The organism is Bradyrhizobium sp. AZCC 1610, from assembly GCF_036924515.1.
Taxonomy (GTDB): Bacteria; Pseudomonadota; Alphaproteobacteria; order Rhizobiales; family Xanthobacteraceae; genus Bradyrhizobium.
In genome coordinates this window covers 1,126,812-1,144,096 of record NZ_JAZHRR010000001.1, presented here as the reverse complement: position 1 = coordinate 1,144,096, position 17,285 = coordinate 1,126,812, and the positions used below count along the sequence as shown (strand labels likewise).

General features: G+C 63.7%; 15 protein-coding genes and 1 other RNA gene. 7 read left to right on the top strand and 9 right to left on the bottom strand.

Annotated features, from left to right (window positions below; all coding sequences use genetic code 11):
• Window positions 1–55 precede the first annotated feature (55 nt).
• The 6 genes from V1279_RS05720 to V1279_RS05695 all read right to left on the bottom strand — a co-directional run bounded on the left by V1279_RS05720 (window position 56) and on the right by V1279_RS05695 (window position 5,213).
• Entirely contained in the window at window positions 56–568 is a 513-nt protein-coding gene (locus V1279_RS05720) for a dihydrofolate reductase (protein WP_334433389.1), read from the bottom strand.
• Window positions 568–1,053: a GNAT family N-acetyltransferase gene (locus tag V1279_RS05715; RefSeq protein ID WP_334433387.1), complete on the bottom strand. Its 486-nt coding sequence runs from the start codon at window positions 1,051–1,053 to the stop codon at window positions 568–570. The genes V1279_RS05720 and V1279_RS05715 overlap by 1 nt, the downstream gene beginning before the upstream one ends.
• Before the next feature lie 22 nt (window positions 1,054–1,075).
• Window positions 1,076–1,870: a thymidylate synthase gene (locus V1279_RS05710; protein WP_334433385.1), complete on the bottom strand. Its 795-nt coding sequence runs from the start codon at window positions 1,868–1,870 to the stop codon at window positions 1,076–1,078.
• A gap of 173 nt (window positions 1,871–2,043) precedes the next feature.
• Entirely contained in the window at window positions 2,044–3,027 is a 984-nt protein-coding gene (locus V1279_RS05705; protein ID WP_334433384.1) for a tripartite tricarboxylate transporter substrate binding protein BugD, read from the bottom strand.
• Window positions 3,028–3,139: 112 nt separating this feature from the next.
• Window positions 3,140–4,705: a tripartite tricarboxylate transporter permease gene (locus tag V1279_RS05700; RefSeq protein WP_334433383.1), complete on the bottom strand. Its 1,566-nt coding sequence runs from the start codon at window positions 4,703–4,705 to the stop codon at window positions 3,140–3,142.
• A 7-nt stretch (window positions 4,706–4,712) separates the two neighbouring features.
• Entirely contained in the window at window positions 4,713–5,213 is a 501-nt protein-coding gene (locus V1279_RS05695) for a tripartite tricarboxylate transporter TctB family protein (RefSeq protein WP_334433381.1), read from the bottom strand.
• A gap of 397 nt (window positions 5,214–5,610) precedes the next feature.
• Between V1279_RS05695 and ssrA the strand changes: the two genes are divergently transcribed.
• The 5 genes from ssrA (at window position 5,611) to V1279_RS05670 (ending at window position 8,848) form a co-directional block, all read left to right on the top strand.
• Window positions 5,611–5,968: a transfer-messenger RNA gene (gene ssrA, locus V1279_RS05690) on the top strand.
• A 144-nt stretch (window positions 5,969–6,112) separates the two neighbouring features.
• Window positions 6,113–6,628: an SspB family protein gene (locus V1279_RS05685; RefSeq protein ID WP_334433379.1), complete on the top strand. Its 516-nt coding sequence runs from the start codon at window positions 6,113–6,115 to the stop codon at window positions 6,626–6,628.
• A 72-nt stretch (window positions 6,629–6,700) separates the two neighbouring features.
• On the top strand, window positions 6,701–8,116 hold the full coding sequence (gene fumC / locus V1279_RS05680; RefSeq protein WP_334433378.1) for a class II fumarate hydratase: 1,416 nt from the start codon (window positions 6,701–6,703) through the stop codon (window positions 8,114–8,116).
• 289 nt (window positions 8,117–8,405) lie between these two features.
• Complete coding sequence (locus V1279_RS05675) at window positions 8,406–8,594, top strand: DUF4169 family protein (RefSeq protein WP_334433376.1); 189 nt, start codon at window positions 8,406–8,408, stop codon at window positions 8,592–8,594.
• Window positions 8,591–8,848 (top strand): ribbon-helix-helix domain-containing protein, encoded by a 258-nt coding sequence (locus V1279_RS05670; protein WP_028350320.1) that lies wholly within the window; start codon window positions 8,591–8,593, stop codon window positions 8,846–8,848. Before V1279_RS05675 ends, V1279_RS05670 begins: the two co-directional genes overlap by 4 nt.
• A 56-nt stretch (window positions 8,849–8,904) precedes the next feature.
• Here V1279_RS05670 and V1279_RS05665 read toward each other — a convergent pair whose 3' ends face one another.
• The gene (locus V1279_RS05665; protein WP_334433374.1) at window positions 8,905–9,492 is read right to left on the bottom strand and encodes a tetratricopeptide repeat protein; all 588 of its coding nucleotides are present in this window, start codon (window positions 9,490–9,492) and stop codon (window positions 8,905–8,907) included.
• Between the two features lie 310 nt (window positions 9,493–9,802).
• On the opposite strand from V1279_RS05665, the gene V1279_RS05660 reads away from it, so the two are divergent.
• On the top strand, window positions 9,803–11,392 hold the full coding sequence (locus tag V1279_RS05660; protein WP_334433373.1) for an ABC-F family ATP-binding cassette domain-containing protein: 1,590 nt from the start codon (window positions 9,803–9,805) through the stop codon (window positions 11,390–11,392).
• A 1,566-nt stretch (window positions 11,393–12,958) separates the two neighbouring features.
• On the opposite strand, the gene V1279_RS05650 is transcribed toward V1279_RS05660, so the two are convergent.
• Both V1279_RS05650 and V1279_RS05645 read right to left on the bottom strand, forming a co-directional pair.
• The gene (locus V1279_RS05650) at window positions 12,959–15,127 is read right to left on the bottom strand and encodes an AsmA family protein (RefSeq protein WP_334433372.1); all 2,169 of its coding nucleotides are present in this window, start codon (window positions 15,125–15,127) and stop codon (window positions 12,959–12,961) included.
• Between the two features lie 160 nt (window positions 15,128–15,287).
• Window positions 15,288–16,520 carry a cytochrome P450 gene (locus V1279_RS05645; RefSeq protein ID WP_334433371.1) on the bottom strand — a complete coding sequence of 411 codons (1,233 nt, stop codon included), beginning with the start codon at window positions 16,518–16,520 and terminating at the stop codon, window positions 15,288–15,290.
• 114 nt (window positions 16,521–16,634) lie between these two features.
• Between V1279_RS05645 and V1279_RS05640 the strand changes: the two genes are divergently transcribed.
• Complete coding sequence (locus tag V1279_RS05640; protein WP_334433369.1) at window positions 16,635–17,246, top strand: TetR/AcrR family transcriptional regulator; 612 nt, start codon at window positions 16,635–16,637, stop codon at window positions 17,244–17,246.
• The last annotated feature ends 39 nt before the right edge of the window (window positions 17,247–17,285 follow it).

Sequence of the window (17,285 nt, the reverse complement as noted above, 5' to 3'; positions counted from 1 at the left end):
TCCGAGCAGCTATGCTTGAGGCCATAATTGTCAATGCAAACATTGGTTAGCGAGGTTAACGCTGTTTGCGCCGACGAAATGTCACATAGGAGAAATCGGCGCTGTCGTGCGGACCGGCCAGATTCCGCACACGCGCCACCTCTTCCCAAGCGGTTAGATCGACGGCCGGAAAACGCGTGTCGCCGTCGGGCCGGGCATGCACCTCGGTAAACTCCAAGCGATCGGCGCTGTCCATCCATTGGGCATAGATTTCCGCGCCGCCGATCACAGCGATCTCAGTGGCGAAACGTCGCAGCGCATCGCCGGTGGCGATCGCCTTCGCATCAGCGAAGGAATGGGTAACCACCACGCCATCGGCGCGAAAGGCCAAATCGCGGGTGACGACGATATTGGTCCGTCCGGGAAGCGGACGGCCGATCGAGACGAAAGTCTTGCGCCCCATCACCACGGGCTTTCCCGTTGTCAGCGCCTTGAAACGCGCCATGTCGGATTTCAGCCGCCACGGAATGGCGCCACTTGCCCCGATCACGCCGTTCTCCGCGACCGCAACGATGAGAACGATTTCCATTACCGCGTCCCTTGCGCCAGCGCCGTCAGCGCCGGACCGCCGACCCGGCAAATCGTCCACTCGTCCATCAGTTCGGCGCCAAGCGATTTGTAGAATTCGATCGACGGCGTGTTCCAGTCGAGCACCGACCACTGCAATCGCGACCAGCCGTTTGCCACGCATTGCTTTGCGAGATGCACCAAGAGCGCCTTGCCTATACCCTTGCCGCGCAGCGCCGGGCGAACGAACAGATCTTCCAGATAGATCCCGGAGCGGCCGCTGAAGGTCGAGAAATTGACGAACCAAACCGCGAAGCCCGCAGGCATCCCGTCCCATTCGGCGATCTCGCAGAACAATCGCGGATTGGCGCCGAACAATGCCGCGTCGATGTCGGCCTCAGTCGCCTCCATTTCGTGGAGCAGCTTTTCGTATTCGGCGAGTTCGCGAACAAAGGACAGGACAAGCCCCGCCTCGTCCGGCCGCGCGCGGCGGATCGTGAGGGACATCAGGTGCTCACACCGCTGCTACTCATACCGCAACTTCGGCCTTGATGTGCGGGTGCGGATCGTAGCCTTCGAGCGCAAAATCCTCGTAACGGAACGCGAAGATATCCTTCACGTCCGGATTGATCTTCATGACCGGCAACGGGCGCGTCGGCCGCGTCAGTTGCAGCCGCGCCTGTTCGAGATGGTTGGAGTAGAGATGTGCGTCGCCGAGCGAGTGCACGAAGTCGCCGGGCTTCAATCCCGTCACCTGCGCGACCATCATGGTCAGCAACGAATAGGAAGCGATGTTGAAGGGCACGCCGAGGAACACGTCGGCCGAGCGCTGATAGAGCTGGCAGGAGAGCTTGCCGTTGGCGACGTAGAACTGAAACAGGCAGTGACAGGGCGGCAGCGCCATCTTGTCGACATCGGCCGGATTCCACGCGCTCACGATCAGCCGCCGCGAATCCGGGCTGCGCTTGATCATGTCGATGACGTTGGAAATCTGGTCGATGCTGCGCCCGTCCGGCGCCGGCCATGACCGCCACTGCGACCCGTAAACCGGGCCCAGATCGCCGTTTTCGTCGGCCCATTCATCCCAGATCGAGACGCCGTTGTCCTTCAGGTACTTGATGTTGGTGTCGCCGGCGAGAAACCACAGCAATTCGTGCACAATCGCCTTCAGCGGCAGCCGCTTGGTGGTCAGCATCGGAAACCCGGCCGACAGGTTGAACCGCATCTGGTGACCGAAGATCGACAGCGTGCCGGTGCCGGTGCGGTCGTGCTTCTCCGCGCCGTCGCTGAGGATACGTTCGAGCAGGTCGTGGTACTGGTTCATGGCTGGTGCTTCAGGCCTTTTCGGAACGGCGAATTTAGCGGCCGGGACATCCGATCGACACGCCGATTCGGCTTCGCACAGCAATTATACCCGGAAAAATGATCATCCCCTGCACAAACGGCAAGGGGCGGAACCTGCGTCCCGCCCCTCGCCCATTGTCTTGATTGTGTGGGCTAATTCACCGCTTTGAGCACCGGCGTCCATTTGGCGATTTCATTTTTCACCAACGTTCCCAGCGCGGCAGGGGTACGATCGGCGGCAGCCGGAATGACGCTGCCGAGATCGAGCAGGCGCTTGCGCACGCCCTCGTCATCCAGCGCCTTGACGACCGCGGCGTTCAATTTGGCGACGACGTCCGCGGGCGTTCCCTTCGGCGCGAAAATCGCATTCCACGCCTGGGCCTGGAAGGCCGGCAAGCCCGCCTCGGTGGTGGTGGGAACATTGGGCAATGACGGATTGCGCTCGGCCGTCGCAACCGCATAGGCCTTGATCGTGCCGCCGTTGATCTGCGGCACCGCGTTGACGATCTGGTCGCACATGTAATCGACCTGCCCGCCCACCAGCGCGTTCATCGCAGGTCCCGTGCCGTTGAAGGGAACGCCGATCGGCTTGACTCCCAGGATCGAGTTCAGCAATTCGCACGACACATTCGAAACCGAACCTACGCCGGCATGCGCCGCGTTGACCTTGGATTCATTCGCTTTCACATAGGTGATGAATTCCTTGAGGTCCTTCGGCGGGAAATCCTTCCGTGCCAGAATCAGGATCGGGGTGCCGGCGAGCAGGCCGACCGGCTCGAAATCCTTCTCCGGATGATAGGCCAGCTTGGGATAAAGCGGCACGGAAGCCGCATGCGTTCCCATATGCCCTGTGATCAGCGTATAGCCGTCATTGGCAGCCTTCGAGGCGCGCGTGGTGGCGGTGGTGCCGCCGGCGCCGACCACGTTCTCGATGATGATGGTTTGACCGAGCGTTTGCGCCATGTGGCCGGTGACGATGCGTGCGATGACATCGGTCGGACCGCCTGCCGCGAACGGCACGATCATGGTGATGCTGCGCGTCGGATAGGTTTGAGCCTGCGCCTGGGAAGAGCACAGGCCCAGCCCGGCAAGCACAGCCAGAAAACCGCTCGCGAGCGAGCGACCGTACCAGTTCATTTTGATCTCCCGAGATCCGTTGCAATGCCGAACCTGCCGGCCGGCATTTTCCATGGCATAGAAAATTAGCCCTAGGTCGACCAGACTTCGGGCTGCGGCGCACCGCCGCAGGTTAGTTCTCCGATTCCACAAACACCTCGTCGCGCTTCTTACGCAGCGATGGCAGTACCGCGAGGATAAGCAACCCAGCGGCAATTGCCATCAGCACCGCCGACAACGGACGCGTCAGGAAGACCGACCAATCGCCGCGCGAGATCAGGAGTGCGCGGCGCAGGTTTTCTTCCATCAGCGGTCCGAGCACCATACCGAGCAGCAACGGCGCCGGCTCGAAATCGTGCTTGATCAGCCAGTAGCCGACCAAGCCGAACGCGCCTGCGAGCATGACGTCCGTTGGGGCGTTGTTCACGGAGTAGATGCCGATACAGCAGAAAACCACGATAGAAGGAAACATCAGGCGATACGGCACGCGCAGGAGCCGCACCCAGATCCCGACCAGCGGGAGATTGATGATGAGCAACATTAGATTGCCGACCCACATCGAGGCAATCATGCCCCAAACGAGTTCCGGCTGCTTCTGCATCACCTGTGGGCCCGGCACGATGCCGTGAATCGTCATTGCGCCGACCATCAGCGCCATCACGGCGTTGGGCGGGATGCCGAGCGTGAGCAACGGGATGAAGGAGGTCTGGGCGGCGGCGTTGTTGGCACTCTCGGGTGCCGCGACGCCCCGGATTTCGCCATGACCGAACTTCGAGGGATCTTTCGCGACTTTCTTCTCGAGCGTGTATGCGGCGAACGATGCGATCACGGCGCCGCCGCCCGGCAGAATGCCGAGAATCGATCCGAGCGCGGTGCCGCGCAGGATCGCAGGGGCAGTTTCCTTGAGATCCTGCGCCGTCGGCATTAGTCCCGAAACCTTCTCCTGAACCAGCTTGCGATCGGTTTCACCGCCGGCATCGAGATTGCGAATGATCTCCGCAAAGCCGAACAGTCCCATCGCCAGCGTGGCAAAACCAAGACCGTCAGCGAGTTCGGGAATGTTGAAGGCCATGCGCGAGGCGCCAGTCTCGATGTCGGACCCGACCATGGACAGCAGCAGCCCGAACACGATCATCGCGATCGCCTTCAGCACTGAGCCTTTCGCGAGCACAACCGCAAAGATCAGGCCGAGCACCATCAGCGAGAAATATTCGGCAGGACCGAACGCCAGCGCGAGCTTGGTGAGCGGCGCGCCCAGCAGGGCGATCAGCACGGTCGCGACACAGCCGGCGAAGAACGATCCGATCGCGGCGATCGCGAGCGCCGGACCGGCGCGGCCCTTTTTCGCCATCTGGAAGCCGTCCAGCGCGGTGACCACCGAGCCGGCCTCACCGGGAATGTTGACCAGGATCGAGGTGGTCGAGCCGCCATACTGTGCACCGTAATAGATGCCGGCCAGCATGATCAGCGCGCCGACCGGGGGCAGGCCAAAGGTGATTGGCAGCAGCATGGCCACGGTGGCGATGGTGCCGATGCCCGGCAGGACGCCGACGAGCGTGCCGACCAGCGCACCGATCAGGCACAGCAAAATATTGACCGGGATCGGAATGGATGCGCCGCCAAGAAAAGCGGGTGTCCACTGCACGAACTGGAAAACGACGCCGAAGCCAAGTCCAAGATTTGAAAAGATATCTCCCATCACGCCCTCACCGGATCATGAAAGTCGGCAGGAGCTGCAAAGGCAGGCCGAGCGCATATGGAAACAACAGGGCGCAAAACGCCGTCAGGCAGATGGCAACGATCAGCGTCTCCGTCCACCGGGTTTCCGGTGACCCGCATGCCGCGATCAAGAAGGCGGCCATGGCGGCAAAGATCATTCCCATGGGCCGGATCGTGAAGGCGAACGTCAAGATCGCGGCCGTCACGAAGAAGGGTCCCCGCCAATGGTATTTCGCGAGATGGGGACCTTCGGTGAAAACGCCGACAACAGTGATGAGCGCGCCCAGGCCCAGCAGCAAAAATCCGAACATCCGCGGCGCGGTGCCGGCGCCGAACGAAAATCCGCGCATGCCCTGCAGGTCGCTCGACGCCCAAAGGGCGAACACGGCAATCGCCATCAAGGCAATTCCGCCGACAAATTCCTGCGGGTTGCGAACCCATTTCGGTATAATGGATTTGACCGGCGCATGGCCCGGCGTGGCGTTCATGGATATCTCCTCCCCCAAAAAGCGGGCTTCTCGCCCGTTTGTTTGGATAACCTGGATGCTTGTCCCGGAAACTTGCTAGCGATTTTCCTCAGACAACGCCAGCAAAACCCAAAGCGCCTCCGAGCCGGATGGCAAATGAACTGGCAAAGCTGCAATCAGCCCAGCCAAGGGGCCGCAGATCGCAACCTTTGCGATTGTAGCGCCGCAATACGCGAGCGATCAGCCGAGCAGCAGCGCGATCCTTGCGTCCACACCAGCGAAAATTTATGCGGCGCCGGGACGCCGATCGGCACCTGGTGCGCTTTCGGGAATGGTCGAATTCGTGGCGAAACCGCAACTGAGCGATATCAAACCGAAAGTCCAGGACCCGCGTTCCCCTCCTGTTCGGGCGCCTTCGGCCCTGTTTTTCTCCAAACTTTCACCCTATATTGGGGGTGCCGGTTCGCCGGCTATGGAAATAAATGACCGTCGCAATAAACCATTCGGACCCGGGGGCAGTACCCGGCGCCTCCACCCAAGCCCACCCCTCCTGGATGGGTTTCGGCGGGGGCGAACCAGGATCGACGAGGGCGTAAAGGGCGAGTTTTTTCCCGGTATGGTTCCGCCGTTATCGGGCTATGCAATAGTTGCAAACGACAACTATGCTCCGGTTGCTCAGGCTGCGTAACGCAGTTTGAAAGACCAAGTCTAAAGTCCTGGTGGGTTAAGCTCCGCTAGGCGGGGTTCGGAGGCACCTGGCAACAGAAGCCTCCACTTTATTCTCTTCATTTCCGGCCGACGGCGCCATTCTGCCGCAAATTCGCTCCGTCGGGCCTGCTGACCTGCGGCTCCCGCCGGGGTAGCATAGAGGCAAGGGGCGAGTCGGGCGACCGGCGGCCATCCAACGTAACAGGACGACCATGGCGACCGATCATATCCGTTATGACGTGCTGGCGCGCGACGCGCTGCGCGGGGTGCTGCGCCGCGTGCTAACCGACGCCGCCGAACACGGCCTGCCGGGCGAGCACCATTTCTTCATCACCTTCCTGTCCACCGCCGACGGCGTGAAGCTGTCGCCGCGGCTTTTGGCGCAATATCCGGAAGAGATGACGATCATCCTGCAGCATCAGTTCTGGGACCTGGTGGTGACGGAGGATCGTTTCGAGGTCGGCCTGTCGTTCGGCGGCATCCCCGAGCGGCTGGTGGTACCGTTCGCGGCGATCAAGAGTTTTCTCGATCCCTCGGTGCAGTTCGGCCTGCAATTCGAGCCGTCGGAAGCCACGGCAGAGGTACCTGCAGCGAAGCTGCCGGCAGTTCCTGCCCCGTCTGCCCTGTCCGTCGCCGCGCCGGAGCCCGCCGCGGAAAGCCAGGAGGAGCCGGCGAAGACGAGCGAAGGCGCGGAAGTGGTGCGGCTGGATCGTTTCCGCAAGAAATAATCCGCGCGCGAGAAAATCCGCGACGCTGTACTGTGCGCATTCCGCGACCTTTACGGCGCAACGGACGTATTCATGGCCCGCACAGAAACATCTGGAAACAAATCCAGCCGCAGTGAGACGGACAGCTTCGGTCCGATCGACGTTCCCGCCGACCGCTATTGGGGCGCGCAAACCGAGCGCTCACGACAGAATTTCAAGATCGGCCAGGATCGTATGCCGATGGCGATCGTCCGTGCGCTCGGCACCGTCAAACTCGCCTCCGCCCTAACCAATCGCGAACTCGGATTGCTCGACGCGCGCCGCGCCGGGGCCATCGTCCGCGCCGCGCGCGAGGTGATCGAAGGCAAGCTCGACGATCACTTTCCACTGGTCGTCTGGCAGACCGGCTCCGGCACCCAGACCAACATGAACCTCAACGAGGTGATCGCCAACCGCGCCAACCAGATGCTGGGCGGCGAGCTCGGCGCCAAGAAACCGGTTCATCCCAACGATCACGTCAACATGAGTCAGTCGTCGAACGATTCATTTCCGACGGCGATGCATATCGCCGCCGCGGGACGCATCATCGCCGACCTGCTTCCGGCGCTCACCGACCTGCATCGCGAATTGCGCAAGAAGGAAAAGGCCTTCGCAAAAATCGTCAAGATCGGGCGAACGCATACCCAGGACGCAACGCCATTGACGCTGGGGCAGGAATTCTCGGGCTACACCGCGCAGGTCGAGAGCGGCATCGCGCGGCTGCGAACCGCGGCGAAGGAATTGTTCCCGCTGGCGCAGGGCGGCACCGCGGTTGGAACCGGTCTCAATTCCAAGCCGCGATTTGCAAAACTGTTTGCCAGGCACGTCGCGAAAATCACACGACTGCCCTTCACCAGCGCGCCCAACAAATTCGAGGCGCTGGCTTCCAACGACGCTTATGTCATGGTGCATGGCGCGATCAATTCGGTGGCGACCGGCCTGTTCAAGATCGCCAACGACATTCGCCTGCTGGGCTCGGGCCCGCGTTCCGGCCTCGGCGAATTGATCCTGCCTGAAAACGAACCGGGCTCGTCGATCATGCCCGGCAAGGTCAACCCGACCCAGTGCGAAGCGATGACCATGGTCTGCTGTCAGGTGTTCGGCAACCAGACAGCCGTCACCGTTGCCGGGAGCCAGGGACATTTCGAATTGAATGTTTACAAGCCGGTACTGGCATATTGTATGATGCATTCCATTCAACTGCTGTCGGACGCGGCACGCTCGTTCACCGAACATTGCGTGGTGGGCATACGCGCCGACGAAAAGCGAATTCGCGATTTGATGGAGCGCTCGCTGATGCTGGTCACGGCGCTGGCTCCGAAGATCGGATACGACAACGCCGCGAAGGTCGCCAAATCGGCGCACGCGCGCGGAACAACATTGAAGGAAGAGGCTGTACGCCTCGGATTTGTGAGCGCCGCCGAATTCGAACGCCTGGTGCAGCCGGACAAAATGACACACCCGGGCTGATCGCCACGGCTGCCCCCGGGAAACTACGGGTGAGAAATATAAACTATGGATCATACCTGAAGAATGAGGTTGGTCATCTATCGCGGTTGCGGTGACACATGGTACGAGCAGGAATTATTCGGTTTTCGCAGAGCGAAACATATTTTTTGATGCTATCAGGGAGAACTACACGGGGATTCCGAATGACCATCCAATTTGCCAGCGCACGACACGACGACATTTTTCCAGCCGACGTTTTTCCAGCCAATGAATTATCATGCCTTCGAGTCGCCGGATGATGGAGGCGAACATGGCAGACATGATCAATCTGAAGCGATTCAAGAAGCGTAACGAACGGGAACAATCGGCAAGGCAAGCCGACGCTAACCGCGCGCGGTTTGGCCGGACCAAGGCCGAACGCGCGTTCGATGAACGCCGCAAGGATCGCGCCGGCGATCTTTTGGACCAGCACAAGCTCGATGACGGAGACGCGTCATGAAGTCACCCGTCGTCAAGCGCTCGATCGTGGTCGCCGGCCACAAGACCAGTGTCAGCCTCGAAGAGGCTTTCTGGAACGGCATGAAGGAAATCTCGGGGCTGCGGAACATGACCTTGTCCGAGTTGGTCGGAGAGATCGACAGCAACCGCCAGCAGGGCAATCTGTCCTCGGCGATCCGTCTCTTCGTACTGGACTATTTCCGCACCCGCGCCATGCCGGCCGCCGCGCCGGACGCGCCGCGGCCGCAGGCTTAGGCTTTCTGTTCAGGCGAGCGCGCCGCAAGCGCGCCCGCTCAGTCACGTCGCAACGCTCAATAAACAAGTCCGGTGCCGGGCGGCTTTTCGAGCGCCGTGGCCAACGACCGATATTCCTCGCAGCCCGTGCCGCAGATCGCCGCGATCCGGGTTAGATGATACGACGCCTGGTCGCGATTGCCCTGCTCGATCTGCCACAGGCCGTAATACTGCCAGGTCAGCACGTGGTTCGGGTCCGCCTTCAGCGCGCGCTCGTACCAGGTCTGCGACAGCCTGTAGTCGCCGAGCTTGCGATAGGAATAGCCGATCAGATTGGCAACGCTTGCGTTGTCGTCGCGGCCGAGCGCCTTGAGCTGTTCGATGGCGGCGGCATAATCGTTGCGCTCGTAGATCGTCGCATGCGCGGCACGGTATCCCTGCCGGAACGCAGCATCGTCGGCGCTCGATTGTTTGGTGGGCTTCCTCTTGGACTTGGAGCTCGACCTGGGAGCGGGTCTGGTGTCCGGCGGCGGCGGGTTGGCCGAAGGTGGGTCACCGCCACCACCGCCGCCGCCTCCCGCGGCGAAGGCCGGCACGGATGGCGGCGATGCGATCAGAGCCACCGAAAACAGTGCCAGCGTTGCGAGCTTGATTGCTGATTTCATCGTGCGAACCTCCGGTTTTCCTGCGTGAGTGAATCCATGGTCCAGCCGCAGGTACAGACCCCGCCGGGCGGGAAGTATTCCCGCCGGACCAGCGGAAGCGTTGCGCGTTGCGGCAGGCTGGACGAATGACGGCAAGACGTATCTAATTGATGGTCGTTGCAGTTCCCCGCAAAAGCGGCGGGCGGAACCCGACGAAGACCGACGGAAGACGGACGGAAGAAGGCCCGTCACTGAGAAAGCCTGGAGAGAGCAATGGACATCGCAAAGCTGACCGCGCCCCGCGACCTCAGTCCATTTTCGGAAGCTCTCCATGCCTGCCTTTCTCGTTCTGGATTCCATCTCCCTCGCCACCCCTGACGGACGCCCGCTGTTCGATGGATTGACGCTCGCAATCGGCCGCGAGCGCACCGGCGTTGTCGGCCGCAACGGCTGCGGCAAATCCACATTGCTTCGCCTGATCGCGGGCGAGATCGAACCTGCAAGCGGATCGCTGCAACGCATCGGCTCGATCGGCATGCTCGCGCAACTGACCGATGAACGGCTGACGGTCGACGAGGCGCTCGGCGTCGCCGGCGATCTTGCCCGCCTGCGCCGGCTCGAACGCGGCCAAGGATCAATTCAAGGATCGCTTGACGACGCGACGGAAGCGGATTGGACGCTGGAAGCGAGGATACAGGCGTCGCTGGCCGAAGCCGGACTGCCGTCGTTGCCGCTGCATCGCCCGATCGTCTCCTTGAGCGGCGGCGAGCGAACGCGCCTCGCGCTGGCGCGCCTCTTGATCGAGGCGCCGGATCTGCTGCTACTGGACGAGCCCACCAACAATCTCGACGGCTGTGGCCGGCGGGCCGTGGCGCAGTTGCTCGAACGCTGGCAGGGCGGCGTCCTCGTCGCCAGCCACGACCGCGCGCTGCTGGAACGCGTCGACCGCATCGTCGAACTGACGCCGATCGGCATCACCATATTCGGCGGCGCGTGGCCGGCCTTCGCCGAAGCGCGCGAGGCTGCCCGCACCCGCGCCACTGATGAACTCGAGCGCGCTTCGGATTCGTTACGCAACACCGAACGCACGCTGCAGAAGGCGCGGGAAAAGAAGGCGCGCCGCGACAAGGCCGGCCGCGCCTGGCGCGCCAAGGGCATCGAGGACAAGATGTTCATGGACCGCGAGAAGGAGCGCGCCGAGAACAGCGCTGCGCGCGAAAGCGGGCTCGCTGGCCGCCTGCTCGGCGAGCGCACCGAGGCGCTGGAGATGGCCAGGGCGCAGGTCGAGATCCTGACGCCGCTTTCGATCGATCTGCCGCGCACTCATCTGCCCGGCGGGCGCGAACTCATCGCGTTGAAGGACGTGGCGATGCTCTTCGGAGAGCGCCATCTGTTCGGACCGCTGTCATTTTGGGTTCGCGGACCCGAGCGGATCGCCATCCGCGGCGCCAACGGTTCCGGCAAGACCACCCTGTTTCGCCTGATCACCGGCGAGCTGAAACCTGCGAGCGGCGACGTCGGCCGCCTTACCGACCGCATTGCCGTGCTCGATCAGCATATCGGCCTGCTCGATCCTGGGCTGAGCATTCTCGACAATCTGCGCCGCCTCAATCCGCAGCTCTCGGCCAACGAGGCTCACGCGGCGCTGGCGCGGTTTGCATTCCGTAACCGGGCGGCGCTGCAGATTGCGGCAACTCTCAGCGGCGGCGAACGGCTGCGCGCAGGCCTCGCCTGTGTCTTCGCACGCCCGCAACCGCCGTTCCTCCTGCTGCTGGACGAGCCGACCAACCATCTCGATCTCGCCTCGATCGAGCAACTGGAAGATGCGCTGCATGGATTCGACGGCGCGCTGATCGCCGTCAGCCACGACGAGGCGTTTTTGCGGGCGATCGGGATCGAAAGGGAGATCGTGCTCGACTAAAGCGTTTTCGAGCGAAGTGGGTACCGGTTCGCGTGAAGAAAACGCGTCAAACAAGAGTCTAGAGCTTCGGTTCTGATTCAATCAGAACCGAAGCTTTAGTTGGAACGCGGCGGCGGATTGGCGACCTGCGGCGTCAGCGCAAGCGGCGGACGCGGCGGCCTCGGCTTGGCGGGGCCCGGCGCGGGCCTCACGTCGATCGGCGGCGGCAGCGGCGCAACCTGCGGCTGGCCTGCGACGGGCGCGGGCGGTGCATTGACGACGGGCGGACGCGGCGCCGTCGCCTTCTTCGTCGGAGGCCGCCGCGGGTCGCGACCCTTTGGGGTCACCAGCGCGGGCGGCAGCGTCGCCTCCGGTATCGGCGGTTGCCCATCCGCGGGCAGCACGATGGGCGGCGGCGCCGACGGCGGCGGTTCGCCACGCTCGATCGCATCGAGCCTTCGGGTTTCGTGATCGATCGCGCGCACCGCCAGCCACGACGACAAAGGGGCAACGTCGACGCTGCGGCTGAGCGCGTCGGGCGTGCCCACCGCAAGCAGTTGAATCTCCGGGCGTCCGGTCGTCATCGTCAAGGAAAGGGCGGCGCGGATATCGGCCTGATCGGCGGCAATATCGTATCCGCCGGAGACGGTGGCCCGCACGCCGTTGCCGTCTAGCGTCGTGGCGCCCACGCGAAGCCGGCCGTCCCTGACGGTGAACGGGATCTGCGCGGAAGGAACCGCAAGCGCGCCGGCCGGAAGGGCGGATTCGACGATCTGCTTCAATCGGACATCGTCCTTTGCCTGCCCGTTGTCATTGGCACGGACCGCCACTTCGAAGGCGCGCGGATCGAGGCCTGAAATCCTGGCCGCTTCCAGCGTCAGCGTTCCACTGCCGGACAGCGCCCCCGCCAGCGCCGAGGCGCTGCGGCCCTGGCTCGTCAGCGTCATCTGCATCGACGCGCGGCCGGCGGGCATCGCGAGGTTGCGATAGCGCAGCGCCGTGCCGTCGACACCGGAGAGTTGAACGCTCGCATTCAACGCAATTCCGTTCGCGCCTGGCTTCGCATCCATACTGGCGGTGACATCGCCGCCGCCGATCTTGCCTTTGATGGCATCGAAGCTCAGCGACTGGCCGTCGCTCTTGATCACCCCGCTCACCGGCTGCAATTCGCTTCCGCCCGGCAGCAGGCCGCGCAGCGCCTGAAACGCGATCCTGCCGCGCCAGCCCTTCGCGAGCCCGGTGCTGAGCGGCTCGGCGGCATCATGTCCGGCGGCGCCGAGCGCCAGGGCAAAGGCCGGCGCCAGCGCGAGCTGCTCGGCGCCGATTTCGCCCTCGATCTCCTTCTCCTCGCCAAGCGTCACCGCCACGCTGCCGCGCAGGCGCGAACCGCCGATACTGCTGTCGAGGTCGTCGAAAGTCAGCCTGTTGCCGGCGAGCTGCAGGCGCGAAGACAGGCCGATGTTCTGCGCCAGCGTATCCCCCGGCTTGAGATCGAGCAGCGGCCCGAAATCGGCGCCGCGAACTTTCAAGGAGAGACTGGCCTTGGCCTCCTGTGCCCATGGCTCGGCGGAGCCTTCCGCTTCGGCCTCAAGTCTCGTCCCCGAGATCTTTGCCTTGAGGCGCAACGGCGCGCCCCACGCGCCCGTCGCGCTGCCCTCGAATTGCGCCGGGCCGTCGCCCGCCGTGACGGCGCGATCGAGGCCGAGCAAAACGAGCAAGGCGCGGCCTTGCTCGGACGACAATTTCGACTCGATCCCAACGTCGCTGCTCCGGAGCGCGGCGAGATCGACGCCCTGGATTGCCGCCACGGTTGGCCTTGCGGTGATCGTGGTGACGCCCTTGAGCAGCAGCGAGTCGAGCTCGGCTGTGGCGCGCGCCTGGACGCGATCGGACTGCCCGGCATTGCTGGTGAGATCGAGCGCCAGCTTCAGGCGCGCCGGGCCTGGGCTGGTCCCCATTGCATTGATCCGCGCGGCCAGCGCCGGTGAAAAGGGAACGATCAGGCTGGTCAACCGACCGAGCGAAGCGGCACTCGAATTGAGCGCGAACCATCCGGTCGCGTTGACGCGGTCGAAATTGCCCGCGCCGTCCAGCGTCACGCTTTCGAGCTGGCCGATCTTCAACTGCTCGAGCGATACCTTCGCCGGCGAGTAGGCCAGTCTGGCACGCAGCGGACTCAGCTCCTGTCCGGCGGAGGTGGCGCGGCCGATATCGAGCGAAAGCTTTTCCCTCATCCGGCCACTCGCCTTGCGGCCCCGCGAGCGACCGCGCAAAGGCCGTGGCGGCATCGAGATCGAGCCGCTCCGCCTTCAGTTCCGCATCGACCCGGGAGCCGTGAATTGCTTGCCGGTGCGACACCACCACCCGCCCCTCCACCGTGCCGCCTTCGATGTCGGCCTTCATGGCGTCGATGGCAAAGCCCTCGGGCGCGACGGTCACGTCGCCGCGCAGCCGAAGCGGCTTCTGGCTGCGATAGGCGATCTCGCCGCGGCCCTGCAGCCAGGTCAGCAGCGCCTCGGGATCGGAGGATTCGACGCTGAGCGCGGCCTTGAACCGGTCCGGCGCAACGCTCTTCGCACCGGTCTCGCTGAGCGAAACCCTGGTCGCGCCGGGCGCGCGGAACTCGAGTCTTCGGAGGCTCCAGGATTTGTCGTCGCCATGCAATTCGGCAGCAATGTCCTGCAACGGGCGTCCGCCGAGCATGACCTGCTCGGACGCGAGCTCGATCTGCGCGGAGACCGGCAAATGCGGAACGACTGATGTGAGCGCCCGCAGCGCCGGTAACGCGCGGGCTGGTTCGGCGGCATTGTCCTTGGCGACGAACCTGTCGGCATCGAGCTGACGCGCCGACAGCACCGCCCGCAACAGCGGCGTCGCACCGAAGCGGATGTCGCCATTGCCTGACAGTTTCAGCGCGCGCTCCTCGGGGCCATAGGTCACCTCGACCTGTTCGAGCCGCGCCGCCGAATAATCGGCCTTGACCTTCGCGGCGATGCGCCACGGCAGTTCGTCGCCCTTACCCTTTTGGGCTGCGGGAGCAGCCAGCGTCATCGCGCCCTCGAAGCGCGGCGCGCGGGCATCGAAATTCAGGACGCCATCGAGATCGATGGCGAGCGCGCGCTGGCCCGGGTCGATATTGAGATGCACGCGGGTGCCGTTGCCGTCGGGGCCCTGCCCCGAGGAGACGCGAAACGGATAGCGCGTGCCCGACAGCATGAAGTTGCCGTCGCCGCGGATCCAGCCGGCCAGCGAACGCACGTCGCCGCTGAAGGCGATATCGTTCAGTTCGAGCGTGCTGCGGCTGGCCGCGTCATGCAGGGCAATGCGGCCGGTGAGATTGAGCCGATCGATCGCCAGCGAGCCCAGATTGACTGTTCCGGTCGATGCCGGCCAATCGATCCGCCCCTTCGCGTCGAGCCCGAGATCGACCGACATGCCGTTGATCGTCAATTCGGTCGCGCGCACCTCGCCGCGCATCAGCGAGCCGAGGCTGAACTCGACATCGAGCTTGTTGGCGCGAACCTTGCCGAGATCGTTGGCGCCGCCGACCACGACCGAGTGCAGTTGCAGCGATGGCGCCGGCAACAGCCGCGCGTCGAGTTTGCCGCCGACGCGGACCGGCGCGCCGACGATCCGCGTCGCCTCAGCCTCGAATTGCGGCCGGAACTGGTTCCAGTCAATGAAATACGGCCCGACGAGTGCGGCGATCAACGCAATGATGAAGGCGATTGCCAGGCCGAGCAGCGTCGTCTGCACGGTATCTCCTCTTGAACCGCCCCGGCGCGCAGGCCGCGCTACGCCGAACCCGGCCCCGGAGCAGCCCGGAATATAGAGAGAAGTATGGCGAAGTCACAGCGTCATACTGACAGGCGCCCCGCCCGGCTCCGAGCACCGGATCCGGGGGCTCGCCAAGGCGTTACCAGCTCGCCGGCAGGCGCTTCAGGCCGCGCAGCACGAAGGTCGGCCGCCATTCCGGATTGACAGCGTCATCCAGCCGCAGGTCCGGCAGCCGGCGCAGCAGGGTCGAAATCGCCACTTCAGCCTCGATCCGCGCCAACTGAGCGCCGAGGCAGAAGTGAATGCCGCCGCCGAAGGACAGCGGCCTTACATTGGGCCTGACGATATCGAGGCGCTCCGGGTGGTCGGGATAGACCGCGGGGTCGTGGTTGGCCGAGCCGAGCAGGCACAGCACACTCTCGCCCTTCGGGATGCGCTTTCCCCCGAGGTCGTCGATGTCTTCCAGCGCCACCCGGCCGGTCAGCTGCACCGATGAATCGTAGCGCAGGAATTCCTCGATGGCGTTGGTAATGAGCTCGGGCCTGGCCTTGAGCAGCGCGAGCTGGTCGGGATTGCGATGCAGCGCCAGGAGGCCGTTGCCGATCAGGTTGACGGTGGTCTCGTGGCCCGCGCCGAACAACAGAATGATATTGGCGGTCAGTTCCTCATTGGAGAGCTTGCTGCCGTCCTCCTCGGCCTGCACCAGCTGCGTGATCAGGTCGTCGCCGGGGGTCTTCCGCCGCAGCTCGAACATCTGCTGGAAATACATCGCCGCCATCGCATTGCCGGCGTTGCCCTGCTTGATCTCGTCCGGCGACAGCGGCACCGGATCGAGCAGGCGCCCGCCATCGCGCGAGCTCGTATAAAACACCTCGCGATGCTCCTCCGGGATTCCGAGCATGTCGCAGATGATGGTGACCGGGAGGCGGAACGCGAAATCCTCGATCAGGTCCATCTTCCCTTGCGGGATGATGCGGTCGAGCGTCTCATCGACGATCTGCTGAATGCGCGGGCGCATGTCCTCGACCCGGCGGGCGGTGAAGGCCTTCACCACCAGCCCACGCAAACGGGTGTGGTCCGGCGGGTCCTGCTGCAGCATCCAGTGGCTCATGCTGCGGAACACCGGCTCGTCCATGATCTTGGGGCCGTAACGCCGGATCGTGCGCTCGACATAGTCCTTACCGAACCGCTTGTCGCGCACCACGAGGCTGACCTCGGCGTGGCGGCTGGCGACATACACGCCGAGCGGCGTCAGGTGCACCGGATCGGTGGTGCGCATCCGCTCATAATGCGGATAGGGATCGCGAATGAAATCGGGGGACAGCGGATTGAACAGGGGCGCGCTACTGGCAGTCTGAACATGCTCGTTCATGGTGACCTCAACTGGTTGCTGGCGGTGCGCAGTTCAGCGCGTTTTCCCCCCAGGCCGATGGTCGAAACTCGATACATTATTGTATTGAGTTGCATTCTCGCCTAAAATGGGCAGATGTCAAGAGTGCGAACGAGACCCACAAGGGACGACACCCGCGAAAAGCTGTTCGAGGCGGCGGCGCGCGTGTTCGAGGAACAGGGCATCGGCGGCGCCAGCATCGAGGCGATTGCGGCGGCGGCCGGCTTCACGCGCGGGGCGTTCTATTCGAACTTCAAGAGCAAGGACGAACTGATCATCGCCATGCTCGAGGATCACGTCGAGCAATCCATCGGGCGCATCCGCGATCTGCTCGACCGGCACAAGAACCTTGCGGATTTCATCGATGCGCTGAAGACCATGGACCGCAGCCAGCAGGATCCGCTCGGCCGCTCTCCCCTGCTGCATATGGAAATGATCCTGTTCGTGGCGCGCGCCGAAAAGCGCCGGCCCGAACTCGCCAAGCGGCTGCGCGCCCGGCGAAAACTGGTCACCGACATCATCGAGACCACCGCCAGGAACAGCGGCAGGACGACGATTCTCAATCCGACATGGGCCGGCGCGCTGGTGCTGGCGCTGGAGGACGGCTTTCGTCTGCACCGCCTGATCGATCCCGAGACTACGTCGCCCGACAGCTTTTTTCGCGCCATCGGCGACCTGCAGCGGGCGATGGGAATTTCAGCGGCGTGAGGCGTACTGCGGAAACCGTTCTACATCGACGCGTGCGCT